This window comes from Kitasatospora sp. P5_F3, from assembly GCF_054049135.1.
Map to the genome: position 1 here is coordinate 58,072 of NZ_JBFUMY010000018.1, position 25,063 is coordinate 83,134.

At 70.8% G+C, this 25,063-nt stretch carries 29 protein-coding genes and 1 riboswitch; of the genes, 4 read left to right on the forward strand and 25 right to left on the reverse strand.

What is annotated here, in order from left to right:
• Positions 1-21: 21 nt before the first annotated feature.
• The 15 genes from ACXJMZ_RS14275 to ACXJMZ_RS14345 all read right to left on the reverse strand — a co-directional run bounded on the left by ACXJMZ_RS14275 (position 22) and on the right by ACXJMZ_RS14345 (position 12,470).
• On the reverse strand, positions 22-177 hold the full coding sequence (locus ACXJMZ_RS14275) for a hypothetical protein (RefSeq protein WP_457030393.1): 156 nt from the start codon (positions 175-177) through the stop codon (positions 22-24).
• On the reverse strand, positions 174-821 hold the full coding sequence (locus ACXJMZ_RS14280; protein WP_457030394.1) for a DsbA family protein: 648 nt from the start codon (positions 819-821) through the stop codon (positions 174-176). The genes ACXJMZ_RS14275 and ACXJMZ_RS14280 overlap by 4 nt, the downstream gene beginning before the upstream one ends.
• On the reverse strand, positions 818-1,762 hold the full coding sequence (locus tag ACXJMZ_RS14285) for a thioesterase family protein (protein ID WP_457030395.1): 945 nt from the start codon (positions 1,760-1,762) through the stop codon (positions 818-820). Before ACXJMZ_RS14285 ends, ACXJMZ_RS14280 begins: the two co-directional genes overlap by 4 nt.
• Positions 1,762-2,592 (reverse strand): alpha/beta fold hydrolase, encoded by an 831-nt coding sequence (locus ACXJMZ_RS14290; protein ID WP_457030396.1) that lies wholly within the window; start codon positions 2,590-2,592, stop codon positions 1,762-1,764. Before ACXJMZ_RS14290 ends, ACXJMZ_RS14285 begins: the two co-directional genes overlap by 1 nt.
• A complete protein-coding gene (locus tag ACXJMZ_RS14295; RefSeq protein ID WP_457030397.1) occupies positions 2,589-3,488 on the reverse strand; it encodes a beta-ketoacyl synthase N-terminal-like domain-containing protein in 900 nt (299 codons plus the stop codon). Before ACXJMZ_RS14295 ends, ACXJMZ_RS14290 begins: the two co-directional genes overlap by 4 nt.
• Positions 3,485-4,603 (reverse strand): beta-ketoacyl synthase N-terminal-like domain-containing protein, encoded by a 1,119-nt coding sequence (locus ACXJMZ_RS14300; protein ID WP_457030398.1) that lies wholly within the window; start codon positions 4,601-4,603, stop codon positions 3,485-3,487. Before ACXJMZ_RS14300 ends, ACXJMZ_RS14295 begins: the two co-directional genes overlap by 4 nt.
• Positions 4,584-5,714 (reverse strand): beta-ketoacyl synthase N-terminal-like domain-containing protein, encoded by a 1,131-nt coding sequence (locus ACXJMZ_RS14305; protein ID WP_457030399.1) that lies wholly within the window; start codon positions 5,712-5,714, stop codon positions 4,584-4,586. Before ACXJMZ_RS14305 ends, ACXJMZ_RS14300 begins: the two co-directional genes overlap by 20 nt.
• Positions 5,711-6,919: a beta-ketoacyl-[acyl-carrier-protein] synthase family protein gene (locus ACXJMZ_RS14310; protein ID WP_457030400.1), complete on the reverse strand. Its 1,209-nt coding sequence runs from the start codon at positions 6,917-6,919 to the stop codon at positions 5,711-5,713. The genes ACXJMZ_RS14305 and ACXJMZ_RS14310 overlap by 4 nt, the downstream gene beginning before the upstream one ends.
• Before the next feature lies 1 nt (position 6,920).
• A complete protein-coding gene (locus ACXJMZ_RS14315; protein WP_457030401.1) occupies positions 6,921-7,181 on the reverse strand; it encodes an acyl carrier protein in 261 nt (86 codons plus the stop codon).
• A gap of 45 nt (positions 7,182-7,226) precedes the next feature.
• Positions 7,227-8,117: a beta-ketoacyl synthase N-terminal-like domain-containing protein gene (locus ACXJMZ_RS14320; RefSeq protein WP_457030402.1), complete on the reverse strand. Its 891-nt coding sequence runs from the start codon at positions 8,115-8,117 to the stop codon at positions 7,227-7,229.
• On the reverse strand, positions 8,114-9,283 hold the full coding sequence (locus ACXJMZ_RS14325; protein ID WP_457030403.1) for a beta-ketoacyl-[acyl-carrier-protein] synthase family protein: 1,170 nt from the start codon (positions 9,281-9,283) through the stop codon (positions 8,114-8,116). The genes ACXJMZ_RS14320 and ACXJMZ_RS14325 overlap by 4 nt, the downstream gene beginning before the upstream one ends.
• Positions 9,283-9,765 carry a 3-hydroxyacyl-ACP dehydratase FabZ family protein gene (locus ACXJMZ_RS14330; RefSeq protein ID WP_457030404.1) on the reverse strand — a complete coding sequence of 161 codons (483 nt, stop codon included), beginning with the start codon at positions 9,763-9,765 and terminating at the stop codon, positions 9,283-9,285. Before ACXJMZ_RS14330 ends, ACXJMZ_RS14325 begins: the two co-directional genes overlap by 1 nt.
• Positions 9,758-10,168, reverse strand: coding sequence for a 3-hydroxyacyl-ACP dehydratase FabZ family protein (locus ACXJMZ_RS14335; protein WP_457030405.1), 411 nt, complete (start codon positions 10,166-10,168; stop codon positions 9,758-9,760). Before ACXJMZ_RS14335 ends, ACXJMZ_RS14330 begins: the two co-directional genes overlap by 8 nt.
• 13 nt (positions 10,169-10,181) lie before the next feature.
• A complete protein-coding gene (gene fabG / locus ACXJMZ_RS14340; protein WP_457030406.1) occupies positions 10,182-10,922 on the reverse strand; it encodes a 3-oxoacyl-[acyl-carrier-protein] reductase in 741 nt (246 codons plus the stop codon).
• 204 nt (positions 10,923-11,126) lie between these two features.
• Complete coding sequence (locus ACXJMZ_RS14345) at positions 11,127-12,470, reverse strand: ABC1 kinase family protein (protein WP_457030407.1); 1,344 nt, start codon at positions 12,468-12,470, stop codon at positions 11,127-11,129.
• Positions 12,471-13,036: 566 nt separating this feature from the next.
• Between ACXJMZ_RS14345 and ACXJMZ_RS14350 the strand changes: the two genes are divergently transcribed.
• Complete coding sequence (locus ACXJMZ_RS14350) at positions 13,037-13,231, forward strand: hypothetical protein (RefSeq protein ID WP_457030408.1); 195 nt, start codon at positions 13,037-13,039, stop codon at positions 13,229-13,231.
• 7 nt (positions 13,232-13,238) lie between these two features.
• Here the strand turns inward: ACXJMZ_RS14350 and ACXJMZ_RS14355 are convergent, their stop codons facing one another.
• From ACXJMZ_RS14355 to ACXJMZ_RS14365, 3 genes are all read right to left on the reverse strand, one after another.
• A complete protein-coding gene (locus ACXJMZ_RS14355; RefSeq protein WP_457030409.1) occupies positions 13,239-13,922 on the reverse strand; it encodes an RNA polymerase sigma factor in 684 nt (227 codons plus the stop codon).
• Positions 13,923-14,447: 525 nt separating this feature from the next.
• Entirely contained in the window at positions 14,448-15,122 is a 675-nt protein-coding gene (locus ACXJMZ_RS14360; RefSeq protein WP_457030410.1) for a copper homeostasis protein CutC, read from the reverse strand.
• Between the two features lie 144 nt (positions 15,123-15,266).
• Positions 15,267-15,458, reverse strand: a complete 192-nt coding sequence (locus ACXJMZ_RS14365; RefSeq protein ID WP_457030411.1) for a hypothetical protein — start codon at positions 15,456-15,458, stop codon at positions 15,267-15,269.
• 61 nt (positions 15,459-15,519) lie between these two features.
• Here ACXJMZ_RS14365 and ACXJMZ_RS14370 point away from each other — a divergent pair, with 61 nt between their 5' ends.
• The gene (locus tag ACXJMZ_RS14370; protein WP_457030412.1) at positions 15,520-16,149 is read left to right on the forward strand and encodes an HD domain-containing protein; all 630 of its coding nucleotides are present in this window, start codon (positions 15,520-15,522) and stop codon (positions 16,147-16,149) included.
• Here the strand turns inward: ACXJMZ_RS14370 and ACXJMZ_RS14375 are convergent.
• From ACXJMZ_RS14375 to thrC, 6 genes are all read right to left on the reverse strand, one after another.
• The gene (locus ACXJMZ_RS14375) at positions 16,130-16,399 is read right to left on the reverse strand and encodes a DUF4031 domain-containing protein (RefSeq protein ID WP_457030413.1); all 270 of its coding nucleotides are present in this window, start codon (positions 16,397-16,399) and stop codon (positions 16,130-16,132) included. The genes ACXJMZ_RS14370 and ACXJMZ_RS14375 overlap by 20 nt on opposite strands.
• Positions 16,396-16,752 carry a hypothetical protein gene (locus tag ACXJMZ_RS14380; protein WP_457030414.1) on the reverse strand — a complete coding sequence of 119 codons (357 nt, stop codon included), beginning with the start codon at positions 16,750-16,752 and terminating at the stop codon, positions 16,396-16,398. Before ACXJMZ_RS14380 ends, ACXJMZ_RS14375 begins: the two co-directional genes overlap by 4 nt.
• A gap of 112 nt (positions 16,753-16,864) precedes the next feature.
• Positions 16,865-18,487 carry a chaperonin GroEL gene (gene groL, locus ACXJMZ_RS14385; protein ID WP_184915595.1) on the reverse strand — a complete coding sequence of 541 codons (1,623 nt, stop codon included), beginning with the start codon at positions 18,485-18,487 and terminating at the stop codon, positions 16,865-16,867.
• Positions 18,488-18,801: 314 nt separating this feature from the next.
• A complete protein-coding gene (locus ACXJMZ_RS14390; RefSeq protein ID WP_035798772.1) occupies positions 18,802-19,008 on the reverse strand; it encodes a cold-shock protein in 207 nt (68 codons plus the stop codon).
• A 581-nt stretch (positions 19,009-19,589) separates the two neighbouring features.
• Entirely contained in the window at positions 19,590-19,868 is a 279-nt protein-coding gene (locus ACXJMZ_RS14395) for a ubiquitin-like small modifier protein 1 (protein ID WP_057227764.1), read from the reverse strand.
• Between the two features lie 32 nt (positions 19,869-19,900).
• Positions 19,901-21,181 (reverse strand): threonine synthase, encoded by a 1,281-nt coding sequence (gene thrC / locus ACXJMZ_RS14400; protein ID WP_457030415.1) that lies wholly within the window; start codon positions 21,179-21,181, stop codon positions 19,901-19,903.
• A gap of 17 nt (positions 21,182-21,198) precedes the next feature.
• Positions 21,199-21,336, reverse strand: a riboswitch (SAM riboswitch).
• Positions 21,337-21,540: 204 nt separating this feature from the next.
• Here thrC and ACXJMZ_RS14405 point away from each other — a divergent pair.
• A complete protein-coding gene (locus ACXJMZ_RS14405; RefSeq protein WP_457030492.1) occupies positions 21,541-22,521 on the forward strand; it encodes a glucosyl-3-phosphoglycerate synthase in 981 nt (326 codons plus the stop codon).
• Positions 22,522-22,727: 206 nt separating this feature from the next.
• A complete protein-coding gene (locus ACXJMZ_RS14410; RefSeq protein WP_457030416.1) occupies positions 22,728-24,200 on the forward strand; it encodes an alpha,alpha-trehalose-phosphate synthase (UDP-forming) in 1,473 nt (490 codons plus the stop codon).
• A 31-nt stretch (positions 24,201-24,231) separates the two neighbouring features.
• Here ACXJMZ_RS14410 and ACXJMZ_RS14415 read toward each other — a convergent pair whose 3' ends face one another.
• Positions 24,232-24,972, reverse strand: a complete 741-nt coding sequence (locus tag ACXJMZ_RS14415; protein WP_457030417.1) for an SDR family NAD(P)-dependent oxidoreductase — start codon at positions 24,970-24,972, stop codon at positions 24,232-24,234.
• Positions 24,973-25,063 lie beyond the last annotated feature (91 nt).

Here is a 25,063-nt window from a genome sequence, read left to right on the forward strand (position 1 = left end):
GCTGGTTCGTCCTACCTGCGGTTAGCCGCAGCCGCCGGGGGTGTCCAGGTCGTAGCTGCCGACCAGGTCGAACAGCTCCGGCGGGATGCCCTCCAGCGGGTCCTCGGCCAGGTCGAGTACCAGCGGCACCGGGCGGGCCAGCCCGGTGGACGCCCGGGTGGCGGGCTCGGGGATCACCGGCCGGTCTCCTTCGCCTTGAGCTGGGCGACCTTGAGCTCCAGGGCGGCGACGAAGTCGTCCAGCCGGTCCAGACCCCAGAACCGGTGCGGGCCGATCTTGAAGTACGGCACGCCGAACGCGTCGTCCATGTACGCCGACTCCAGTCCGTCCACACCCTCCCGGCGCAGCTCCTGGTCCTCCGGCGCGGAGGCCAGGTGCTTGCCGTCCAGACCGGCCTGGTCCAGCAGCCGGATCACGGTCGCGCGGTCGGTGATGTTCTCGCCACGCTCCCAACGGGCGTCCAGCAGCGTCCAGAACAGCTTGTGCTGGTCACCGGTGCGCTTGGCCGACAGCCAGGCGTGGTGCGGCAGCACCCACCAGGGGTTGACGTCCACCGGCCAGGTCATGTCGAAGCCGAACCTGCCCGCCAGCCGCTTGGTGTCCTGGAGGATGTAGAGGTGCTTGGCCTTGCTCATGTTGGTGTAGTGCACCTCGACGCCACGGGCGTCCATGTCGGCCAGCATCTGCTCGTCCGGGAAGCAGTACGGGATGTACTCCAGCAGCTCCGGCGCGTCCGGCACCCGCTGCTCGAGCAGCTTGGCCGCCATCCACGAGTAGGGGCTGTGGAAGGAGAAGTAGAACTTCGCGGGCTTGCGGCTCATGCGGCACCGCCGAGCAGTGCGCGCTGGGTGGCCTCGTCCAGGGTGACGATCCCGGCGAACGCCTCGGGACCGCGGGCCGGCACGTAGCCGTGCATGATCGTGCAGGTGGCGACGTTGACCAGCTGGTCACCCCGCCGCACGTGGCACTCCATGGTGGCGGTCCAGACGATGTCCTTGATGACGTCGTCCACCCGGTAGGTGATGTGCAGCACCTCGCCCATGTAGGCGTCGCCGTGCATCTGCACCCGGGCCTTGGAGACCACCGGGATCCAGTCCCGCTGGGCCAACAGCCCGGTGATCGGCAGCCCGGCGTGGGCCAGGTAGCGGTCGGTCGCCTCCTCCAGCAGCCGGACGTAGCCCGAGCTCTGCAGCCGGGTGTACCAGTGGCAGTAGAAGTACGGGATCTCCCAGTCCCAGACGAAGCCGTTCGCCGGGGCCAGCGCCTTCTCGGCGGTCACTCCGGCCGGCACCTCGAGCACCGGCCGGGCCTTGCCCGCCGCCGCGACGTCCGCAACCACCAGCGACCGGAGCTCGGCCGGGACGGGCTCGGCCGGGACGCCGTCCACCTCGGTCACCAGCGCCACCTTGAGCCGGCCGGCCAGCACCGGCACGTCGACCCCGTCCCGGGTGGTGACCAGGTCGACCTTGCAGGTCAGGCCCTGGCCGGACTTGACCGGAGTGGACTCCACCGTGCCGTGCACCAGGTCGTCGGCGTGCAGGGTGTTGATCAGGCGGGTGGAGCTGTCGACCACCTCCAGGCCCAGGCCGTAGGTGGTGAACAGCCGCTGCGGGCCGAAGCCCTGGTCGCGGAAGTGCTGCAGGACCGACTCCTCGGCCAGCGTCATGAAGTTCTTGAAGCCGATGAAGGTGTTGATGTTGGCGCCGTCGTACCGAGGGCGGCCCTCGAATCCGGTCGGCTCCCAGAAGTGCGTTGCCGTCATCACTGTTCCGTTCTGCTGGACCGACTGGTCGTCGGATGGCGTTCGAGGAAGCCGAGAATCAGCTCGGCGATCTCGCGGGTCTGCTGCACGTGGCAGAAGTGCGAGAGGTTCGGGTCCATGTGCAGTTCGGCGCCGGGCAACCGGTCGCGCAGCGCCAGGCCGCGTTCTCCCGCGATCCCCGGGTCGTCGGTGCTCCCGATGATCAAGGTCGGTATCGTCACGTGCGACAGGTTCAGCGCCGCCGTGTTCAGGTAGTGCTCGAAGAGGCAGAGGAAACCGAGCGGACCGATCTTGTCGATCATCTTGGTCGCCATCACGTCGAAGATCTCCGGCTCCAGGGTGTCCGCCCTGGTACCGAGGTTGGCGCGCAGTCCGGCGGTCATCACGGCCCGGAAGTCGGCCAGCGACTGCTCGAACATCCGCCAGCCGACCGGCAGGCTGGGCGGCCGGAACAGCGGCGCCAGCAGGACCAGGGCGTCCACCTTCGGGGCCGTCCCGCCGGCCAGCCACTGCAGTACGGCGTTGGCGCCCATCGAGTGGGCCACCAGCACCGAGACCGGCTCCGGCACCAGGTCCGCGGCACCCTCCGCCCAGCCGCCGAGCCCGGGCCGGGTCCGCCAGCCGTAGGTGCCGCCGGTCCGCCAGGGCAGATCGGCGGCGTAGCAGCGGAACCGGCCCTCGAACTCGGCGGCGAACGGAGTCCACTTGGTCCAGCTGTCCTCCAGGCCGTGCAGCAGCAGCATGGCCGGTCCGGTGCCGGTGCTGTGCAGGCCGACCGGCTCACCGTGCAGGTGACTCTCGGCCACCGGCGACCAGACCGGCCGGCTCACCGCTCGCCCTGTACGGACAGCCGCAGCCAGCCGTGCCCTTCCACCGCGTCACCGCCGGACAGCACCGCGGTGCCGTACCCCCGGCTCGTCAACCAGGCGGTGGCACAGGCGACTTGGAGCACGCCCTGGGCACCGTAGGTCTCGCCTAGGCGTCCGGTCAGATCGACCACGACCTCGGCGGGCAACGGCCGCCCGTAGGCCACCAGCGCCAAGTCGTCCTCCCCGGACGGGGGTTGGCCGGACCCGGCGGCGTCGATCAGCACCCCCCGGTCGGCCCGGGAGAGCAGCACCGCGGCGGCGGCCTCCCGCAGCGGCCGGGGCTCCCGGCCGCCGAACGCCGCCGGATCACGTCGGGCGGCCAGCGCGGTGGCGGTCTCGTCCGCCGGTTCCACCCCCACCACCAGGACCCGGTCGGCGCGGTCGGCCCGGAGCAGCCTGGCACCGAGCCGGACGGCGTCCAGACCGGAGGTGGCACCGTTGCAGAGCATGAAGTTCGGGCCGGTGATGCCGAACCTGATGGCGATCGTGCTGGCGATCACGTTGCTGGACGCGTTCGGCGTGTCCAGCGGGCTGACCTCCTTGAACGAGTCCGCCTGGACCCGGCGGACGATGTCGGTCACGGTGTGCACGTTGCCGAGGTTGGAGCTGACCACGACGGCCGTCCGGTCGGCCCCCGGGACCGGCCCGGTGACCGGGCCGTCCGGCAGGCCGAGCGCACGCTGGGCGGCGCACAGCGCCAGTCGGGTGGCCGGCTCCTTGAACAGCAGGCCCTTGCGGCCGAGCACGTGCTTGACCTCGTCGGCCGGCCACATCCCGGCCGGGTCGGCCACCGCGCCGAGCAGGTCCTCGGCGCTCGCTCCCGGCACGTGCACCGCGTATCCGGTGACGGCGATCACGAGGCCACCTCCAGGATCGCGACCGCGTTCACGCCGCCGAAGCCGAACGCGTTGACCTGGGCGATCGAGCCGTCGATCGGCTCGGCCTCACCACGGACCAGCCGCAGGTCGGCCGCCTCGTCGATGGTGGTGCGCAGACCGGCGATCGGCGGCACGGTGCCCTGGCGCAGCGCCTGGATCGCGACGATCAGGCTCATCAGGAACGCCGAGCCCGAGGTGTGGCCCACCGAGGCCTTGATCCCGGTGACGGTGGTCCGCTCCAGCGCGTCCCCGAACACCTCGGCCAGCGCACCGGCCTCGGTCGGGTCGTTGAGCGCGGTGCCGGTGCCGTGCGCGAGCACCAGGTCGATCTGATCGGGCGTCAGCCCGGCCAGCCGGTGGGCGTCGTGCATGCTGGCCACGATGCCCGCCCGCGACGGCGCGGTCTCGTGGTACGCGTCGCAGGAGAGTCCGACCCCGCGCACCACGGCCAGCGGCTCGGCAGCCGAGCCGGCCCGCTCGACCACCACGGCGGCCGCGCCCTCGCCGAGCAGCACGCCCTCCCGGTCCAGGTCGAACGGCCGGACCGCTGCGGTCGCCACCGGGCTGCCCCGGCCCACGATGGACAGCATGCTGCGGGTCATCCCGTCGCAGCCGGCCACCACCACCGCGTCGGCCTCGTCGGCCGCCAGCAGGTCGCAGGCCAGGGCGAGTGCCGAACCCGCCGCCGAGCAGGCGTTGGAGATCGTCACCACCTCGGTCGCCGTCGGCAGCACCGAGCGCACCGCCGCTCCGAAGTGCAGCTCGTGCAGCCGCAGTTCGGCGTCGTCGGCATGCCAGCGCTCCACCGAGGGCAGCTCACGCAGCCCGGTGCCGACCACCACGGCGGTCCGCTTGGCGACCGGGTCGAGGCCGGCCCTGAGCACCGCCGAGGCGATCGCCGTGGCCAGCCAGCCCGAGGCCTGCAGCTGCTGGGCCTGCTGGTCGATCTGGTAGGCGTTGGCCACCCCGAACCGGACCGGGTCGGCCCGGTCCGGCCGGAGCGGCGACACTCCCACCGCACCGCTCAGCAGCGCCGCGAAGGTCTGCTCCGCGTCGCCCAGACATGAGACGACGTCATATCCGGTGATCGTCACCCGCACGACTCCACCCCCTGACCACCGCGGCGCCGACCAGGCCCTCCGAGGTGACCGAGGTGAGCAGCGAGAGCTGCCCGTCCAGTGCGGGTTCGGCCCGGTGCTCGGCCAGCAGCGCGGCCAGCTGCAGGCCGCCGGACGCGCTGTACGTCTCGCCCAACAGCTCCTTCACCGGCAGCAGTTCGACCGACGCGCCGCCGATGCCGGCCTGCGCGAGCCCGGCCCGCTCGATCGCGTCCCGGCGCGAGCTGCCGGCCAGCGAGGGCGCGACCCGCCGGATGTCGGACGGAGCCGCACCGGCGATCTCCAGGGCCCGGGTGATCAGTTCGGCCAGGCCCTCGGCGGGGTCGTCCCCGTCGCCGCCGTACAGGCCGGTCTCCACCGCGAGGATCTCGCCGTCCAGGTGCCGGCCCTCGGCCCGCACCGCCTCGGCCGACTCCACGGTGAAGAACGCGCCGCCCTCGCCGAGCGGCACCCGCGGGGTGTCGCTCGCGCCCCGGGTGTGGTGCGAGGCCCAGGCCCGGTGCGGCGAGAACTCCTCGACCACACCGGCCATCGCGGCCCGGACGTACCCGTTGCGGATCTTGTTCCGGGCGTACCTGAGCACGGTGTGGAACGCCATCTGCCCGCCGGAGAGGGTCGCGTTCACCCCGCGCAGCTGGTGCCAGATCGCGGTGGCGCTGGCCGCGCCGTTCATCACCGCGTACGGGAACAGCAGCGGATTGACCAGGTAGGGCTTGTCGTTGATGTACATCTCGCGGATGAACTCGCTCATCGCCTGCGGCCCACCGTTGGTCAGGCCGAGGATCAGACCGAGCTCGCCGCGCTCCTCGTCCGGTAGGTCGAGGTCGCTGTCGGCCAGGGCCAGTCCGCAACTCACCACCGCCAGCGAGGTGCTGCGGTCGAAGAAGCTGGTGCCCTTGCGGCCGAGGTGCTCGCGGACGCTGAAGTCCGTGATGGCGCAGGCCTTGTCGGACGGCAGCGGGTCCTCGTACATGCCCTCGACGCTGCGCAGGCCGGAGTGCCGGTCCCGCCAGGCCGCGGTGAACTCGTCGGCGCCGGTGCCCAGCGGGCTGAGCACTCCCCAGCCGGTGATCGCGAGCGTACTCATTCCACCCTCCCCAGCATGGTGATCGCGTTGTTCCCGCCGAACGCGAAGCCGTTGTTCTGGACGATCCGTACGTCGGCCGGACGGGACACGTTCGGCACCACGTCCAGGCCCTCGAACCTCGGGTCCAGGTTCCGCAGGTTGATGGTCGGCGGCAGGAAGCCCTCGGAGATGGCCAGCGCCGAGGCGATCGCCCCGAAGCCGCTGGCGGCGCCCATGCTGTGGCCGATCATCGACTTGATGGAGCTGATCGGGGGCGGGCTGTCGCCGAACACCTCACGGACCGCGGCGGTCTCGGCGACGTCGTTGGACGGCGTGCCGGTGCCGTGGGCGCAGATGTAGTCGACCTCCTCCTTCTTGATCCCCGCGTTGGCGTGCGCGCGCCGGATGCACTCGGCGATCGCCGGGCCGTTCGGGGAGACCATGTGCTTGGCGTCGCAGTTCAGGCCGTAGCCCAGAATCTCGGCGTAGATCTTCGCGCCGCGCGCCTTGGCGTTCTCGTGGGTCTCCAGGAGCAGCGCGGAGCTGCCCTCGCCGATCAGGATGCCGCCCCGGTCGGCGTCGAACGGGGAGCAGACGTCCTTGGCCATCGCACCCAGCCGGTAGAAGCCGGCCACCGCGAACATGCACATCGCCTCGGCGCCGCCCGCGATCATGTACTCGGCGTCGCCGGCCCGGATCGCGTCGTAGGCGTAGCCGATCGAGTAGTTGCTCGCCGAGCAGGCGGTGGAGATCGTGACGGCCTCGCCGTTGAGACCGAGCTCCCGGTTGGCCGCCACGGCCAGCCGGTAGGCCGGGATCAGCTTCACCCGGTCACCGTTCACGGCCGGGAAGCCCTCGTTGACCCAGGTCGAGCAGACCTCCTCGAGCAGCCGGGACTCGCCACCGGTGGTGCCCATCACCGATCCGGCCCGGCCCCGGCGCAGTTCGGCCCGGTCGAGGCCGGCGTCGTCGACGGCCAGCCGGGCTGCCGCGGCGGCCGCGACGCTCGCCGGCCCCCACTCCTCAGGATCAATGTTCTTCACATAGTCACTGGAACGAACGTCCCGGAGTTCACCCGCGGTGTTGTGCGGGAAACCCGAGGCGTCGAAGCTGCGGATCGGTCCCATCTCGGTCCGACCGGCGCGGAGGCCGTCCGCGAAAGCGGAGGCCCCCACACCGATCGCCGACAACGGTCCGAGCCCCGTGATGACGACCCGGCGCGACATCTCAGACAGTCCAACCCGCGGACTCGGCCAGCGTGTCGTAGACCGCCGAGAGGTTGAGCATCTCGGCGAGCTTCTCCTGCGGGACCTCGACCTTGTACTTCTTCTCGATCCGGGCCAGGATCTCGATCGCGCGCAGCGAGTCGGCGCCGTGCTCCTCGACGAACAGGCTGGTCTCGGTGATCTCCTCGGTCTCGACCTCGAGCACCTCGGCGATCATCTCGCGCAGCTCCTCGAGCACGGACTCCTTGGCGGGAACAGTCACGGTATTTCCTTTCGGTGATCACTCAGTGGTTGGGTGGAACTGGCCTTACGGCCCCGGTACGAGCCGGAGCAGGACCAGGTGGCCCTGCGGTCCGGCCGTGCCGAAGAGCAAGCCCCTCGCGGGGAGTCGGCCGAGCGTGGCGGCGAGCCGGGCGACCCCGGTCACGCTCGCCTGCGGCGCGCCGTGCAGGGTGGTGACGGCGGCGGCCGGGAAGTGGGCCGTCATCGCCTCCGCCACCCAGTCCGTCCGCCGGTCCGTCGGCAGGCTGAGCAGCACCTCGTCGGGTGCCGCCGTACCGGTCACCCGGTGCACCGCCTCGGCCAGCACACCGGCGGCCCGGGCGGGGTCGTCCGGGAGCAGCCGTTGGGCACCGCCGGCCAGGTAGCCGTGCACCCGGGCACCGCGCGCCGCCGCGTCGGCCGGCCGCTCCAGGTGGAGCAGGCAGGCGCCCGCCGCGACCGGTTCGGGCGCGCTGCCGGTCGGGCCTTCGATCGCACCGGCGACCACGGCGTCCGCCCGGCCGTGCCGGAGCGCGTCGGCGGCGAACCAGAGCGCCTCGGCGCCGGCCGTGAACAGGTTGAGCAGGGTCACGTTGAACGCCGCCAGGCCGTGCGCGATGGACACCTGACTGGCCGGCAGGTTCACCGAGAAGTTCGGGCAGTCCAGCGGGCTGATCTCCCGTACGCCGCCTGCCAGCAGCGCGAAGTCGATCCGGTCGGCCACCTCCGCGACGGCGAAGTTGGTGCCGATCGCCACCCCGGTGCGGCCGGCGTCCTGGGCGGAGCCGTCCCGGCCGGCGTCGGCGAGCACGAGCCTGGCCGCGACCAGCGCGGCCTGGGCGGCGCGCGGCAGGTGCCGCCAGCCCCGGCGGCCCAGGTGCTCGGCCGGGTCGAACTCCTCGGTCACCGTGCCCAGTCCGGTGATGGCGGCGATCACGACGCCGCTCCGAGCAGGACCGAGATGTTGTTGCCACCGAAGGCGTACGCGTTGACCAGGACGTCACCGTCGACGGCCGCCGGCGAGCCGGTCACCAACGCGAGCGGGCAGTCCGGGTCGAGCCGGTTCAGGTTCGCCGTGGGGGGCACCAGGCCCTCGTGCACCACCAGGGCGCCGACCAGGCAGGAGAACGCCCCGGCCGCACCACCGCTGTGTCCGAGCGCCGCCTTGATCGCGGTCGCGGGCACCTCCGAGGCCCGCTCGGCCAGTAGCTGACCCATCGTCAGACTCTCCGTCCGGTCGTTCATCGGAGTACCGGTGCCGTGGCAGATCAGCGCACCGATCCGGCCGACGGTCCGGCCACCGCGCTCCAGCGCCTCCCGGGCCGCCCGCACCGCCTGGGCCCCGGTGGGCTCCGGGGCGGTCGGGTGGTAGGCGTCGCAGCTCCAGCCCGAGCCGAGCACCCGGGCGTACGGCGTCCGGCCCCGGGCGGCGGCGGACTCGGCCGACTCCAGCACCAGGAACGCCGCGCCCTCGCCGTACACCGTGCCCTGCCGGTCCGCGTCGAACGGACGGCAGGCGTGCGGATCGACCGCGCCGAGCCGCAGGAACGCGCCCATCGCCGGTCGCGAGACGCCCTCGCTGCCGCCGACCAGCATCACCTCGGCCTCACCGGCCGCGATCGCCTCGGCGGCCAGGCCGACCGCGTACGCCCCGGCCGAACAGGCGGTGGCCACCGTCAGGTTGGGCCCGTACAGGCCGAGCCGGCCGGCCAGCAGCGCGCCCGATCCGTACGGCCACCAGTCCATCCCCGACAGTTCCCGCCGGCCGGACCGGCCGGCCTCCACCACGTCGCCGTCACCGGTGCCGAGCCCCAGGTAGAGGCCGATCGGCGCGGACGTCTCGCCGGCCTCGGGCAGCGCCGCGTCGGCGAGCGCGGCCCCGGCCGCCGCCAGTGCGAACTGACTGGCCCGGCCCAGGCGTTCGTCCCCCGGCTGGACCGGATGCCCGGCCACCGGGTAGCTCGGTGCCGAACGGCCACCCAGCTCCGGGTACTCGACGAACTCGGCCCCGTCCTGCCCGGCGAGCAGGGCCCGCCAGAAGGTCGGCACGTCATGCCCCATCGGGGACACCACGCCGAGTCCGGTGACGACGACCTCGCGCATCAGCTGTCCGCCCCCGGGCCCAGCGCGTCCGTCTCACGCATCACGGCGATCGCCTCGCCGACCGTGGCCACCAACTCGTCCCCGACGTAACTCTCGCCGGAGAGAAAGGCGTTGGGCCCGACCAGGCTGTCCACCCGGGCCACGTGCCGCACCGTGTCACCGGGGTAGACCGACCGGTGGAAGACCACCTTGCGGGCCACCGCGAAGATCAGGGTGCCGGTCATCGGCGCCTCCCGGAGCCGGACGCTCTCCATCCAGAGCACCGCGCCGGACTGTCCGAAGGACTCGATCAGCAGCGACCTCGGGTAGGAGTACGCGCTCTGCGGCAGATCGTCGGCCATCCCGGCGTAGCAGGGCTCGCAACCGCTGATGGTCTTGGTGGTGACGATCCGTTCGAACGGGTCCAGCTCGACCACGCGGTCGACCAGCAGGACCGGGTGCCGGTGCGGGATGGCCCGGCGGATCGCGGCGTACTCATACATCGCTGTCCTCCTCCACGAGCCGGTAGCCGAGGGTCATCTGCGCGGCCTTCTCACCGCGTTGGTTCAGGCCGACCGCCTTGACCACCAACTCCCCGTCCTCCTCGGTCTTCAGGGCGCAGCTGAGGCTCAGGGTGTCGCCGGGCGTGAGCGGCGCGGTGAACCGCACCGTGCGGACCTCCGCCAGCTCGGCCAGCACGCTCTTGCCCCGGGTGGACCGCACGAAGTGGTCGATCACCTGGTGGACGGACTCGATGATGAAGATGCCGGGGTAGATGGTGAAGTGCGGGTAGTGACCCTCCAGGTACGGGTCGTCCGCCTTGATCACCTTGGTGCCCGTGACGGTGTGCTCGTCGACGATGGTCACCTGGTCGACGGCCACCAGGGGTGCGGCGCGGTTCTTCATGTTCTCCCCCCTCTCAGAGAGCGATGCCACCATCGACCTGGATGACCTGGCCGGTGATGTAGTCGGCCCGGTCGGAAACCAGGAAACTCACCAGATCGGCGACATGCTCGACCTGGCCGAAACGCTTCAGCGGAACCATCGCGAGGGCGCCTTCGCGCATCTTCTCGGGCAGCCGGTCCGTCATGTCGGTCTCGATGAATCCGGGGGCCACCACATTCACCCGGACCCCGCTCGCGGCGAGTTCCTTGGCGAGCGACTTGCTCATTCCCTGGATACCGGCCTTCGAGGCCGAGTAATTGCTCTGCCCGGCGTTTCCGTACACCCCGGCGACCGAGGACATGTTCACGATCACGCCGGCCTTGCGCTTCATGAAGCCGAAGGCGACGGTCCGGCAGAAGTAGTAGGTGCCGTTCAGGTTGGTGTCGACCACCGCGTGCCAGTCGGCCGTCGGCATCAGCACCATCGGGTTGTCCCGGACGATGCCGGCCGAGTTGACCAGCACCTGGACCTTGCCGAGCTCGTCCTCGGCGGCCTTGACGAAGCTCTTCACGGCGGCCTCGTCGGTGACGTCGCACGGCGCGTGGTAGACCCGGACACCGTGCTCCAGGACGAGCTTCTCGGTCTCGGCCGCCGCGTCCGTGCCCGAACGGTAGCAGAAGGCGATATCAAATCCGTCTTCGGCGAGTTTCACCGCGACGGCCCGGCCGATACCACGAGATCCACCCGTGACGATCGCCATTCGATTGTCGGACACCGCGAATTCTCCTTGGGTTGACCAGGGACGGAACCTGAATACGTTCCCAGCGCAACCGCGCGGTTTTCGAACGCATCGGAAGACTAGATCCGGACCTCTCCGGAAAACTATTTCCTTGGCAGGATGTTGCAGTTATCCGGCACCCGGTGCCGCCCACCGGCCGGGCTGGCAAGAGATTGCCAGCCGACTTGCCCTCCGGTCCGGTCAGCCCGGCGAGGTGGCAGCGGGTTCGAAGCCCGGCAGCCCTCGACAGGCCTCCGCACGGAACGGAATCCGGGCGCCGAGCTGGCTGAGCATCGCCAGCTTGCCCATCCAGACCCGCTGGGCCAGGGCCTGGTCCGGCGGCACCTGCATCCGGGACCGGAGCATGTCGGCCTCCTTCGAGAGGGTGGCCTGGCGTACCGCCTCGCGCATCCACTCCCGGTCGAAGGCGAAGACCTCCGCCTCGAAGGGCCGGACCATCGGAGCCATCGCACCCAACAGCCAGCCGAAGTCCTCCGGTTGGTCGCCGCCCTTCTTGCGGTCCCGCAGCAGGCCCGCCTCCTGGAGCACCCGGGCCATCCGCTCCGGGTCCTCGTCCACGGCCGCGCGCATCACCGCACCGATCCAGGACGGCAGTCCGTCCGGCAGCCGGGCGACCGCCCCGAAGTCGAGTACGCCGAGCCGCCCGTCGTCGGTCAGCCGGAAGTTCCCGGGGTGCGGATCGGCGTGCAGCAGGCCCACCCGCTGCGGCCCGGCATAGAGGAAGCGCGTCAGCAGCAGCCCCAGCCGGTCCCGGTCGGACTGCTCACCCTCGGCCATCACGGTGGCCATCGGCGTACCGGCCAGCCAGTCGGTCACCAGCACCCGGCCGGTGAACTCCACCACCCCGGGTACCAGCACGTCGGGATCGTCGGCGAAGGCGTCGGCGAAGAGCTGCTGGGAGGCCGCCTCCTGACGGTAGTCCAGCTCTTCGGCCATCTGCTCGCGCAGCCCGGCCAGCGTCTCCCCGACCTTCATCTCGTTGCCGGTCAGGCGTTCCAACAGCCAGCCCAGCCGGGTCAGATGACCGAAGTCGGAGGCGATCGCCTCGGCGGCACCCGGGTGCTGGATCTTGACCGCGACCTCCCGCCCGTCGTGCCAGCGAGCCCGGTGCACCTGGCCGATCGACGCACTGGCCACCGGCCGGTCGGTGAACTCCGGCATCAACTTGCGCCAGTCTGCGCCCAGTTGATCACTCAGCACACCGTGGACGATGTCGGCGGGCAGCGCGGGGCCGGACTCCTGAAGGCTGGTCAGCGCCGCCCGGTAGGGGCGCACCATCGCCTCCGGCAGCGCGCTCTCCATCACGCTCAGCATCTGGGCGAACTTCTGTGCGCCACCCTTGAGTTCACCGATCACGGCGAACACCTGCCGGGCGGTGCGCTCCTCGATCTCGGCCCTGATCGCCTCCTCGGCGCCACCGGCCAGCCGCCTGGCCATCCCGAACGCGGTCCGGCCGGCCAGCCCGATCGGCAGCGATGCCACCTTCCACGACCGGCGCACCGTCCCCTTCGGCAACTCACTCATACGTGCCGTTCCCTCCCGATCAGCACGGCACCGAGTGGTGCCCCTCCCCCACAGAGCCACCGACCGGCGTGCTGGATACATGAATCGGGACACCGGGCCCGGACCCGCCGCGGGTGTATCCAGCGCACCGTCGGACGGCTCTGTCCCGATAAGACCTGCCGAAGGGTCTGAGGCCGAGAACCGCGTGTCGGCCGCACGGACTCGAGAGAGGAACTGCGTTGACCGAGCTTCAGTGGCACAACCCGCTCTTTAGCGCGCTGAGTACGATCGGATGGAAGCCGTCGGAGCTGACTGCCGAATCGCTACCGTCCGCCGCATCAACGATCACCTCCGGGCAGGACGGAGCGCCGAACTCCGGTCCGTCGGACGGCAGACTCAGGACCGCACCGGGGGAGTCGACCCGCCCCTGACCAGCGACTGGACATCCGGCCTCCCACCTGCGCCGAATGCCGTGCCGGAGGAATTCCTCAGACTGACAAAATCTCTTACAGCCCCCTTGTCCTGAGGCTGCACCCCCATTACCTTGATATCACTTGATTCATCAACTACTCGACGGAGAGGACAGGGTGGAGGACGAACTGCTCCAGCGTCTCGCGCAGGCCGTAGGACCGATGCCGCCCGGGCTCACCGACCGGGTCAAGCAGAACCTGGCCGCGGAGCTGTCGACACCCCTGCCGCTCGACGAGGCCACCTCGGAGGGCCCCGGGGCAAGCGCCGCGGGGCCCACGTCCGAGCAGCCGGAGACTCCCGGCCAGGTCTGACCCGGCGTCAGTCGGCCTGCTCCGAGATGGATGTCCGCAGCAGTCCGCTCTCGCGCATCCGGCTCAGCAGCGCCGCGTCCTGCGGCGACCGACCGGCTCGCTGCTTCAGTACGCGCTCCAGGTGCGCCAGACACCGCGACCTGGTCGGGCCGATGGAGCCGCGCGGCATGTCGAGCGCCGCGCTGATCTGGTCGTAGGACATCGGCGGATCGGCCACCAGCAGGCCCAGCAGCGCCTGGCACTGCGGCTTCAACTCACGGAACGCCGAGAGGACTTCGTCGTCCCGCTCGGCCGCGAGCAGCTGCTCCTCGGGAGGGTTCTCCGCCGGACCGGCCCGGTCGAAGACCGCCGGCTCACCGATCGGAAGGCTGCGCCCCGCCTTCGCCAGACACTTGAGGCTCTCCCGTCGGGCCGCTGTCGAGATCCACTGGGCCACCCGCTCCGGATCTCGGAGTTTCTCCAGTGACTGAACGGCCCTCAGCCAAGTTGTCTGGACCACATCCTCACAGTCGGCCGAGCCCAGTCTGTGCGATCTTGCTATCGCGTAGATCAACGGTGTGTAGCGATCGACCAGTTCACCCCAGGCCTCTTGATCCCCGGCTAGACAACCGCGCACCAATTCCGCGGGCGTGTTCCCCTGCACTGCTCCCCCGTATTCGTCACCGCCGCTATCACCCCTTGTCGAGCGCACGCCACGAAACCGACTGCCCGATGCTCATTTCGCCCCAGTAACACCGGACATCTCCCGAGCTGTGCAACTCCTGTGAATCTGCTGTATGCGGGCGGCTGTCATTTACTATCGCCGCACCTCACAGCAGTGTCAACCGCCGTCCGGAGCCCCCGCCCGGCCGTGCCGAGCCGTCGTCTTACCGCCATTTCTCTCCGGCCGAAACTCGCCATTCAGCAGCCGCTCGCCATTGCCGCTGGTCAACGCCGTAGGGGCTGACTGGACACCCCGGCAATGGCGGAGTCCACCCGGTTACCGGGGCCATTCGGAGCGCCACCCCGGACCACAAAGGGGCGGTGGCTCGAAGGCGTCACCGCCATTACCTGTCGGTAACTTACCGGCGCCGCCATCTCGCACCGGAATGGAACCATCCGGTACGGCAGGAAATCCGAGACATTCGCCTGCTGAATTCCGTACGGCTTTCCCGGCTCACTCTCCTGAACGATCCTGCGCAGCACCAGCAGGACCGGTCGGACGGGGCGAGCGGTCCTAGCCGTCGATCAGGGCCCGCCAGTGCGCGACCTTGGCCGCGTCCACCGGAGTGTCCCAGCCGTTGGTGCGGACGGGGCCGCCGACGTGGAAGCCGTCGAAGCCGGCGGCTCGGAGGCCGGGGACGTGTTCGGCCCGGAGGCCGCCACCGATCAGGATCTGCTGGCGGTAGCCGGGGTCGCCCGCCTTGGCGAGTTCACCGGCCAGGACTTCCCGGCCCGCACTCACGCCGGCGGCGGAGCCGGAGGTGAGGAAGGTGTCGAGGCCGCGCAGGTCGCCGACGGCAGCGCGGACGGCAGCCCGGTCGACGCTGTGGTCGATCGCCCGGTGGAAGGTCCAGCGGCAGCCCGCGACGGCCTCGGCGACGGCCTCGGTCGCGGCCAGGTCCACCGCGCCGTCGGCGTCCAGGAAGCCGAGGACGAACTCCTCAGCGCCCTCGGCGCGCAGCGCGGCGGCCCGTGCGCGCAGCTCGTCCAGGCTGCCGGGAGTGAAGCCGTCCCGGATCCGGAGCATCACCCGGAGCGGGATGCTCACCGCGTCCCGGATGGCGGCGAAGTCCTCGACGGAGGGGGTGAGTCCGTCGGCGGCCATGTCCGCGACCAGTTCGAGCCGGTCGGCACCACCCGCCTGAGCAGCCCGGGCGTCCTCCGCCGTCAGCGCGATCACTTCGAACATTGGTCTAGACATATTGCTAACCCTGCCACATCCGGAGGCCCGTCGGCGAGCCCCCTGCACGGGGAAAAAGATCAGCCCCACCGAGCGGCGGACCTGCACTTCCCAGCATGGCCACCACCCGGCAGGGCCGCATCCGGCACCGGCTCAACCAGTGACGGCCCGCTTCCCCCTGCGTGCCGGCAGGACATAGGCGAGCCCCGACGCCGCACCCGTCAGCGCCAGCGCGGCCACCGGCCCGTTGGCACCGGTGGTCACCTTGGCGATGTCGAAGGTCGCTTCCTGCAGCACGTACGGCAGGACGGCCAGCGCGGTGAGCAGCAGCATGGGCTCCTGCATGGAGCGTTCTGTCATACGACTACATATATTCCTGCATGCTCCGTCGGGAAGAATGACCGTCATGACCACCGCGCTGCTGGACCGTTGGACCGCCCTGCTGCTCCGTGCCGGAGCCACCGTCGACCCCGGCCCGTACGGGAAGGACCTGCTCACGCGCTGGGCCGAACCGCAGCGGCGCTACCACTCCACCGCCCACCTGGCCGCCGTACTGGACCACGTCGACACGCTCGCCGCACACGCCGAGGACCCGGACGCCGTCCGGCTGGCCGCCTGGTTCCACGACGCCGTGTACAAGCCGGACCGCTCCGAGAACGAGGAGCGCAGCGCCCAGCTGGCCGTCCGCGCCCTGCGCGAGGCCGGGCTGGCCGAGGCCCTGGTCGAGGAGGTCGCCCGACTGGTCCGACTCACCGTCAGCCACCACCCCGCCCCCGGCGACCGCAACGGCGAGGTGCTCTGCGACGCCGATCTCGCCGTGCTCGGCGGTGCCCCCGAGCTGTACGCCGCCTACGCCGCCGCCGTCCGCGAGGAGTACGGCTTCGTCCCCGAGGACGCCTTCCGCGAAGGGCGGGCCGCGATCCTGCGTCAGCTCCTCGCCCTGCCCGCGCTCTACCGCACCCCCGCCGCCGCCGAACGCTTCGACGCCGCCGCCCGCCGCAACCTGGCGGCCGAGCTCACGCTCCTGGAGCGCTGACCTTCCGCCGCCGCAGCCCGGCCGCCGTCAGCCGGGCCACCAGCTCCTTGCTGCCGACCGGCAGCGCGCCGAGCCCGACCGCCGTGTCGTACCAGGCGGCGGGTATGTCGTAGTGATCGCGCTCGAACCCGCGCGCGGGGGCGCCCAGGCGCTCGGCGAAGGCGTGCAGCTCCTCGTACGAGACGTCGCTCACCAGGTGCGACCAGTGCTTCCCGTGCCCCGGCCAGGACGGCGGGTCGATCAGGATCACGACAGCGCACCCACCGGCGCCACCACGGCCGCCTCCTTGCCGCACACCCAGTGCGGCTCGGGCCCCAGCTCCGGCTCCACACTCAACGCGTGCGGGTCCCCCTCGGCGGCACAGATCTCGCACAGCGGCCAGCGCCCGTACTCCTCCAGCAGCTTGTCCTGCACGTCCTGCGCCACCAGCCCGAGCACGAAGTCCGTCCCGTCCGGCCACTGCTCCAGCCACCAGCGCCGGTGCGTCACGGCGTCCTCCACCAGCGACACCACCTGCGGGTCGGCCACGTCCCGGGCGGTCAGGTCGGCGAGGATCAGCGCCCGCGCGGCGTGCAGCGCGGCTTCGATGTCAGCAGAACTCATCCGCCCATTGTCCCGCAGTCCGACCCGACACCGGGAACGCCGCGAAGGCGGCCTCCCCCGGAGGGGAGACCGCCTTCGTGAGTCGGTCAGGACTGACTGATCCTCAGGAGGATCAGAAGTCCATGTCGCCGCCCGGCATGCCGCCGCCCGCGGGGGCACCGGCCTTCTCGGGCTTGTCGGCGATGACGGCCTCGGTGGTGAGGAAGAGCGCCGCGATGGAGGCGGCGTTCTGCAGCGCGGAGCGCGTGACCTTGGCCGGGTCGATGATGCCCGCGGCGATGAGGTCGACGTACTCGTTGGTCGCGGCGTTCAGGCCCCAACCGGGCTGCAGGTTGCGGACCTTCTCCACGACGACGCCACCCTCGAGGCCGGCGTTGACCGCGATCTGCTTGATCGGGGCCTCCAGCGCGACGCGCACGATGTTGGCACCGGTGGCCTCGTCGCCCTCGAGCTCCAGCTTGTCGAACGCGACCGCGGCCTGCAGCAGCGCAACGCCACCACCGGCGACGATGCCCTCCTCGACGGCCGCCTTCGCGTTGCGAACGGCGTCCTCGATGCGGTGCTTGCGCTCCTTGAGCTCGACCTCGGTCGCGGCGCCGGCCTTGATGACCGCGACACCACCGGCGAGCTTGGCCAGGCGCTCCTGGAGCTTCTCGCGGTCGTAGTCCGAGTCGCTGTTCTCGATCTCGGCGCGGATCTGGTTGACCCGGCCGGCGACCTGGTCGCTGTCGCCGCCACCGTCGACGATGGTGGTCTCGTCCTTGGTGATGACCACCTTGCGGGCGGTGCCCAGCAGGTCGACGCCGGCGTTCTCGAGCTTGAGGCCGACCTCCTCGGAGATCACGGTGCCACCGGTGAGGATGGCGATGTCGCCGAGCATGGCCTTGCGGCGGTCACCGAAGCCCGGGGCCTTGACGGCGACGGACTTGAAGGTGCCACGGATCTTGTTGACGACCAGGGTCGACAGGGCCTCGCCCTCGACGTCCTCGGCGATGATGACGAGCGGCTTGCCGCTCTGCATGACCTTCTCCAGCAGCGGGAGCAGGTCCTTGACCGAGCCGATCTTGGAGTTGGCGATCAGGATGTACGGGTCCTCGAAGGACGCCTCCATCCGCTCCAGGTCGGTGGCGAAGTAGGCCGAGATGTAGCCCTTGTCGAAGCGCATGCCCTCGGTGAGCTCGAGCTCGAGACCGAAGGTGTTGCTCTCCTCGACGGTGATGACACCTTCCTTGCCGACCTTGTCCATGGCCTCGGCGATGAGCTCGCCGATCTGGGTGTCGGCGGCCGAGATGGAGGCGGTCGAAGCGATCTGCTCCTTGGTCTCGACATCCTTGGCCTGGGCCAGCAGCTGGTCCGAGACGGCCTTGACGGCCTTCTCGATGCCGCGCTTCAGGGCCATCGGGTTGGCGCCGGCCGCGACGTTGCGCAGACCCTCGCGCACGAGCGCCTGGGCCAGCACGGTGGCGGTGGTGGTGCCGTCGCCAGCGACGTCGTCCGTCTTCTTGGCGACCTCCTTGACGAGCTCGGCACCGATCTTCTCGTACGGGTCCTCGAGCTCGATCTCCTTGGCGATGGAGACGCCGTCGTTCGTGATCGTGGGGGCGCCCCACTTCTTCTCCAGGACGACGTTGCGGCCCTTGGGGCCGAGCGTCACCTTGACGGCGTCGGCAAGCTGGTTCATGCCACGCTCAAGGCCGCGGCGAGCTTCCTCGTCAAACGCGATGATCTTGGCCATCGGAAGTGGTCCTCCAGGACACGGTCGACTGCACCGGACCGAGGGGCGCCCGCGACGGACGGCCCTGGTGTGCGGGGGTCTTGTCCCCTACCGCTCCCGGGGGCCTCACCGACCCGGTCCGTTGTCACTCTCATGCTGCGAGTGCTAACGCCAATGATTAGCACTCTCGGGTATCGAGTGCAAGCCCAATCGTGATAGAGACACGCGAACAGCGGGGACGCCGACGGGTCCGTACGACGATGTCGTACGGACCCGTGGACGAAGCAGGTGACGCCAGCTCGTGACCGAGCCGAGTCCTCCGAGGTTCGGAAAGGTCAGACCGCCGGCGCACGGACCATGTCCGCCTGCGGGCCCTTCTGTCCCTGGGAGATCTCGAACTCGACCCGCTGGCCCTCCTCGAGGGTGCGGTAGCCGTCCATCTGGATCGCGCTGTAGTGGACGAACACGTCCGCACCACCGTCGACCGCGATGAAGCCGTACCCCTTCTCCGCGTTGAACCACTTGACGGTGCCCTGAGCCATTCCGAACTCCCCTTGTGCTGTGCTGGCCCTTCGCGGGCCCGCAGGGATGCGGGCCCAGGTCTGAACAGGCACGCCCGAGGGAACCCCCCCTGGGCGCAGCCGTGCACGCCGCAAGCGCCCCACCGGTCCACCGCAAGGTGACCCGGCCGACGGGTGAATGCGTCGATCGCGGCTGAATGTATCCGGACAGACGCCCTCTGCAACAGGGCCAACCCTGCCGAATTCACCGGCAGTCGAAGGGGATACCGCGGGAGGAAAGCGGCAGAATACGGCAATTCACTCCGGGCATAGCGGACTCATCACCGCAAAATGCGGCCAGATTTCTGACACTTGCCTGACATCTTCTGTCTCACGCGGTCCGGCGGATGTCTCAACGGCCGGACGGGCCTTGCGTACGCGATCGGCTGGCGGTGCGTGGCGAGAGCGGCGGGAAGAGCGGGGATCCACCGACTTTCGTCGCACTCTACTCTCTCCCGCACACCCGGATTTCCACCCGACATACGGCCGCGCCGCCACCGGTACCGGAAATAGGGATTCCGGTTCCGACGACGGCGCGGCCGTATTCGGTGGGGTGCGGAGACTCAGCAGCCGCCGGCCACCGCGGGAATGATCGAGATGCCCGCGCCGTCCTTGATCTCGGTCTCCAGACCCTCGGCGAAGCGCACGTCGTCGTCGTTCACGTACACGTTGACGAAGCGGCGCAGCTTGCCCGCGTCGTCCAGCACCCGGGCGGCGATGCCGGGGTGGTTGGCGTCCAGGTCGGCGATGACGGCGCCCAGGGTGGCGCCCTCGGCGGCGACCTCGGCCTTGCCGCCGGTGTAGGTGCGCAGGATGGTCGGGATGCGGACGGTGGCGCTCATGCACGGGCTCCTAGCGGGGAGGTGAGGGGGGATCAGGCGGAGGCGAGACCGGCGGCCCGGAACGAGTCCAGGGTCGGCCGGATGGTGGCGGTCAGGCCCGCGTCGGCGACGGCGTCCAGGGTCTTCAGGCCGTCACCGGTGTTGATCGCGACGGTCTCCTTGGACGGGTCCAGCTGACCGGTCTCGACCAGCTTCTTCAGCACGCCGATGGTCACTCCGCCGGCGGTCTCGGCGAAGATGCCCTCGGTCCTGGCCAGCAGCTTGATCGCCTCGACCACCTGAGCGTCCGTCACGTCCTCGACCGCACCGCCGGTGCGGCGGGCGATGTCCAGCACGTACGGGCCGTCGGCCGGGTTGCCGATCGCCAGCGACTTGGCGATGGTGTTCGGCTTGACCGGACGGATCACGTCGTGGCCCGCCTTGAAGGCGGCGGAGACCGGGGAGCAGCCCTCGGCCTGGGCGCCGAAGATCCGGTACGGGCGGTCCTCGACCAGTCCGAGCTTGATCAGCTCCTGCAGACCCTTGTCGATCTTGGTGAGCTGGGAGCCCGAGGCGATCGGGATCACCAGCTGCTCCGGCAGCCGCCAGCCGAGCTGCTCGCAGATCTCGTACGCCAGGGTCTTCGAGCCCTCGCCGTAGTACGGCCGGAGGTTGACGTTGACGAAGCCCCAGCCCTCGCCGGCCGGGTCGCCGATCAGCTCGGAGCAGAACCGGTTCACGTCGTCGTAGTTGCCCTCGATGCCGACCAGCTCGCCACCGTAGACACCGGCCATCACGACCTTGCCCTGCTCCAGGTCGTGCGGGATGAAGACGCAGGACTTGAAACCGGCCCGGGCCGCGGCGGCACCGACGGCGCCGGCCAGGTTGCCGGTGGAAGAGCACGACAGGGTGGTGAAGTTGAAGGCACGCGCCGCCTCGATGGCGCAGGCGACCACCCGGTCCTTGAAGGAGTGGGTCGGGTTGCCCGAGTCGTCCTTGACGTGCAGCTGGGCGGTGAAGCCGAGCTCGCGACCCAGGTTGTCGGCCTTCACCAGCGGGGTCCAGCCCGGGTTCAGGTTCGGCTTGCCCGCCACGTCGGCCGGGACCGGCAGCAGCGGCGCATAGCGCCAGATCGAGGCGGGACCGGCCTCGATCCGCTTGCGCAGCTCCTCGGCGGACTCGGAGCCGAAGTCGTACGCGATCTCCAGCGGGCCGAAGCACTCGACGCAGGCGAAGCTCGGACCGAGCGGGAATCGGGTGCCACACTCGCGACAGGACAGGGCGGCAGCGGGGCCGAGGTCGACGGTCGGGGCGGCAGAAACAGCGGTAGCCATGATGGCGGAGGCCTCTCTCCTCATCTTCCCCATGACGCGGGCGCGCCACAGGACGGAATTGGCACCTGTCCCGCCGGATGACCACTGCTGGTCGGCCGTACGAGAAGGTTGCCGGGACTTCGACGGGCCGTTCCCTCAGTCCCTCTGGATGAGCTCTGTGAAGTTGTGGTCCTGCTCTCCGGCCGACCCCGACGTGCGAAGGTCTGACCGCAGTACGAAGACTGTATCCGAAGGCGCCGGGCGGGGAACCGCCCGTCCGAGTCGCGAGATGCGCCGTCCCGAGAAGCCCGACCCCAGAGTCCGAACCGAGGAGACCAGACGTGCCCGACCAGCCGACCCCGGCCGATCCGCCCGAGGAGCTGCTGCCGGAGGTGGCCGACTGGCTGCACCGGCGCTCCTGGACGACGGCCGACCGGCCCCCGGCCGACCTGCTCGCCGCCAAACGGGCCGCCGGAGCGGCCGGGACGGTCAGCGTGGTGCTGCCCGCGCTCGACGAGGAGTCCACGGTCGGCGAGATCGTCCGGGTGATCCGGCGGGAGCTGATGGAGCGGCTGCCGCTGGTGGACGAGATCGTGGTGGTCGACTCCGGCTCGGTCGACGGCACCGCCTCGGTCGCGGCGGCGGCCGGCGCCCGAGTGGTGCACCGGGACGACGTACTGGCCCGGCTGCCCGCCGCCCCGGGCAAGGGCGAGGTGCTCTGGCGCTCGCTGCTGGTCACCTCCGGCGAGATCGTCTGCTTCATCGACGCGGACCTGCGGGAGTTCGACCCGGCCTTCGTCTCCGGCATCGTCGGACCGCTGCTGACCGATCCGGGCATCCAGCTGGTGAAGGCGATGTACGACCGCCCGCTGGAGACCGACGGCGCGGTGGTCCCGGCCGGCGGCGGGCGGGTCACCGAGCTGGTGGCGCGGCCGCTGCTGAACCTGCACTGGCCCCAACTGGCCGGATTCGTCCAACCGTTGGGTGGCGAGTACGCCGCCCGGCGGTCACTGCTGGAGCAGCTGCCGTTCCCCACCGGGTACGGCGTCGAGCTGGGCCTGCTGGTGGACGCGCTCGACCGGGTCGGCCTGGACGCGCTGGCCCAGGTCGACGTCGGGGTCAGGCACCACCGGCACCAGGACGGCCAGGCGCTCGGCCGGATGGCGGCCACCATCTACCGCACCGCCCTGGAGCGGCTGGACCGCACCCACCGGCTCAAGACCACCCCCGACCTGGTCCATCCCCTGCTCACCCAGTTCACCCGCGACCCCGCCACCCGCGAGTTCACCGCCCACACCCACCCGGTCGGCGCTCTCGAACGCCCCCCGATGATCACCCTCCCGGAGTACCGGCTCCGTTGAGGCACACGGCCCGGAAGACAGGGGCTCGGGGAACTGCGACGCCGACCTCGTGCAAGGTGATCCGCATGTAGATGGTCAGTCGCTTTCGCAGTGACCCGCACGCCAGATCTCCTCGCAGTTCCCTGAGCCCCTGGACCGTAGATGCCGAGCCCCTGTGACACAGCTCGAGTGGTTTGGGTCCCCGGGTGCGAGGCAAGGTTGGTGTCATGGCCGATCTCGCGACCGAACGTTCGAATCTGACCGGGGCCGCCCCCATCCTGGTGGCCTCCAACCGGGGGCCGGTGTCCTTCACCGCCGAGGACGACGGCTCGCTGACCCTGCGCAGAGGCGGCGGAGGCCTGGTCTCGGGCCTCTCCGCGATCGACGACCCGTCCGCCGTCTGGGTGTGCGCCGCCCTCTCGGAGGCCGACCGGACCGCGGCCCGCCGCTCCCCCGACGGCCGGCTTGACCTCGGCGGCTTCGAGGTCGGCGGCCAGGCCGTCCGGATGCTGGACATCGACCCAGGCACCTTCGCCCGCGCCTACAACGGCGTGGCCAACTCCACCCTCTGGTTCGTCCATCACCTGCTGTACGAGACCCCGGTGGCGCCGGTCTTCGACGACCGGTTCCGGCGCGAGTGGGACTCCTACCGGACGTACAACACCGCCTTCGCCGAGGCGCTGGCCGCCGAGGCCGCACCGGGTGCGGCGGTGCTGATCCAGGACTACCACCTCTCCCTCGCCCCGGACCAACTCCGGCAGCTGCGACCGGACTTGAAGATCGGTCACTTCTCGCACACCCCGTGGGCCCCGCCCGAGTACTACCGGATGCTGCCGGACGACGTGGCCGCCGACGTGCTGACCGGCATCCTCGGCGCGGACCGCGCCGCGTTCCTGACCCGCCGTTGGGCGCTGGCCTTCGCGGACTGCTGCGAGGCGGTGCTCGGCGCCACCGTGGACCGGGCCGCGCTCACCGTCACGCACGCCGGCCGGACCACCCGGCTGGGCGTGCACGGTCTCGGTGCGGACGCCGACTTCCTCCGTGAGCGGTCCCACCAGCCGGACGTGGACAGCCGGTTGGCGACCCTCAAGGAAGCCGTCGGGCCACGCAGCACGATCGTCCGGGTGGACCGGACCGAGCTGAGCAAGAACATCGTCCGCGGCCTGTTGGCCTACCGGCACCTGCTGCGGTCCCGCCCGGAGTGGCTGGACCGGGTGGTGCACATCGCGTTCGCCTACCCGTCCCGGCACGACCTGCCGGAGTACCGGGAGTACACCGCCGCCGTGCAGCGGATCGCCCAGGAGATCAACGACGAGTTCGGCACCCCCGCCTGGCAGCCGCTGATCCTGCACGTGAACGACGACTTCCCGCGCTCGCTGGCCGCGTACCGGCTGGCCGACGTGGCGCTGGTCAACCCGATCCGGGACGGGATGAACCTCGTCGCCAAGGAGGTCCCGGTGGTCTCCGACGCCGGGTGCGCCCTGGTGCTCTCCCGGGAGGCGGGCGCGTACGACGAACTCGGCGAGGACGCCATCACGGTGAACCCGTACGACGTGATCGAGACCGCCGAGGCGCTGCACCGGGCGCTCACCATGCCGGCGGCCGAACGGGCCGACCGCACCAAGCGGTTGGCCGCCGCCTCGACCGCGCTGCCGCCGCAGCAGTGGTTCCTGGACCAGCTCACGGCGCTCCGCGAGTAGCCCGGGAACCACCGCCGTAGGAGCAGGCGGATCAGGCGGCGAACCCGCCGTCCACGCTGATCGCGGCCCCCGTGACGTACCGGCCGTCAGGCCCGGCCAGGTACGCCACGGTGGCCGCGATCTCGTGCGGCTCGGCGTAACGGCCCAGCGCCGTGAAGCCGTTCACCGTCTCCGCGAACGGGCCCTCGGCCGGGTTGGCCTCGGTGTCCGTCGGCCCGGGGTGGACCAGGTTGACGGTGATGCCCCGGGGGCCGAGCTCCCGGGCCAGCCCCTTGACCATGCCGACCTGGGCGGTCTTGCTGGCCGCGTACAGGGCGAGGCCGGGGAACACCACCCGCTCGGCCACGTTGCTGCCGATGCCGATGATCCGGCCGCCGCCGGTCATGTGCGCCAGCGCCGCCTGCGCGGCCACCATGGGTGCCCGCACGTTCACCGCCAAGGTGCGGTCCAGCAGGTCGAGTTCGAGCTCCTCCAGCGGTCCCATCGGGAACACCGCCGCGTTGTTGACCAGGATGTCCAGCCGCCCGAAAGTGGCGGCCGTCTGGTCCACGGCGGCCCGGACGGCCGCCGGGTCCGCGCTGTCGGCCCGGATCGCGAGCGCTCGGCGGCCGAGCTCCTTGACCTGCCGCACGACGTCCTCGGCCCGCTCGGTGTTCTGCTCGTACGTCAGCGCCACGTCGGCGCCCTCCTCGGCCAGCCGGAGCGCCACGGCCGCGCCGATCCCCCTGCTGCCGCCGGTCACCAGGGCCACATGTCCTTCAAGTCGGTTCATGTGCAAGAGCATTGTCGAACCGGGCGGTCCGGTCCGGCGGGATTCGGACCTCGCGTTCCGGGGTGCGGTGTCACCACAACCTCCGCACCCC

Excerpts from the sequence above, each read along its gene's own strand:
- ACXJMZ_RS14280 (WP_457030394.1), bottom strand. The coding sequence starts at position 821 with ATGAGCCGCAAGCCCGCGAAGTTCTACTTCTCCTTCCACAGCCCCTAC.
- ACXJMZ_RS14285 (WP_457030395.1), bottom strand. The coding sequence starts at position 1,762 with ATGACGGCAACGCACTTCTGGGAGCCGACCGGATTCGAGGGCCGCCCT.
- ACXJMZ_RS14305 (WP_457030399.1), bottom strand. The coding sequence starts at position 5,714 with ATGAGTACGCTCGCGATCACCGGCTGGGGAGTGCTCAGCCCGCTGGGC.
- ACXJMZ_RS14310 (WP_457030400.1), bottom strand. The coding sequence starts at position 6,919 with ATGTCGCGCCGGGTCGTCATCACGGGGCTCGGACCGTTGTCGGCGATC.
- ACXJMZ_RS14325 (WP_457030403.1), bottom strand. The coding sequence starts at position 9,283 with ATGCGCGAGGTCGTCGTCACCGGACTCGGCGTGGTGTCCCCGATGGGG.
- ACXJMZ_RS14330 (WP_457030404.1), bottom strand. The coding sequence starts at position 9,765 with ATGTATGAGTACGCCGCGATCCGCCGGGCCATCCCGCACCGGCACCCG.
- ACXJMZ_RS14335 (WP_457030405.1), bottom strand. The coding sequence starts at position 10,168 with ATGAAGAACCGCGCCGCACCCCTGGTGGCCGTCGACCAGGTGACCATC.
- ACXJMZ_RS14345 (WP_457030407.1), bottom strand. The coding sequence starts at position 12,470 with ATGAGTGAGTTGCCGAAGGGGACGGTGCGCCGGTCGTGGAAGGTGGCA.
- ACXJMZ_RS14360 (WP_457030410.1), bottom strand. The coding sequence starts at position 15,122 with ATGTTCGAAGTGATCGCGCTGACGGCGGAGGACGCCCGGGCTGCTCAG.
- ACXJMZ_RS14365 (WP_457030411.1), bottom strand. The coding sequence starts at position 15,458 with ATGCAGGAGCCCATGCTGCTGCTCACCGCGCTGGCCGTCCTGCCGTAC.
- ACXJMZ_RS14370 (WP_457030412.1), top strand. The coding sequence starts at position 15,520 with ATGACCACCGCGCTGCTGGACCGTTGGACCGCCCTGCTGCTCCGTGCC.
- ACXJMZ_RS14380 (WP_457030414.1), bottom strand. The coding sequence starts at position 16,752 with ATGAGTTCTGCTGACATCGAAGCCGCGCTGCACGCCGCGCGGGCGCTG.
- groL (WP_184915595.1), bottom strand. The coding sequence starts at position 18,487 with ATGGCCAAGATCATCGCGTTTGACGAGGAAGCTCGCCGCGGCCTTGAG.
- ACXJMZ_RS14390 (WP_035798772.1), bottom strand. The coding sequence starts at position 19,008 with ATGGCTCAGGGCACCGTCAAGTGGTTCAACGCGGAGAAGGGGTACGGC.
- ACXJMZ_RS14395 (WP_057227764.1), bottom strand. The coding sequence starts at position 19,868 with ATGAGCGCCACCGTCCGCATCCCGACCATCCTGCGCACCTACACCGGC.
- thrC (WP_457030415.1), bottom strand. The coding sequence starts at position 21,181 with ATGGCTACCGCTGTTTCTGCCGCCCCGACCGTCGACCTCGGCCCCGCT.
- ACXJMZ_RS14410 (WP_457030416.1), top strand. The coding sequence starts at position 22,728 with ATGGCCGATCTCGCGACCGAACGTTCGAATCTGACCGGGGCCGCCCCC.
- ACXJMZ_RS14415 (WP_457030417.1), bottom strand. The coding sequence starts at position 24,972 with ATGAACCGACTTGAAGGACATGTGGCCCTGGTGACCGGCGGCAGCAGG.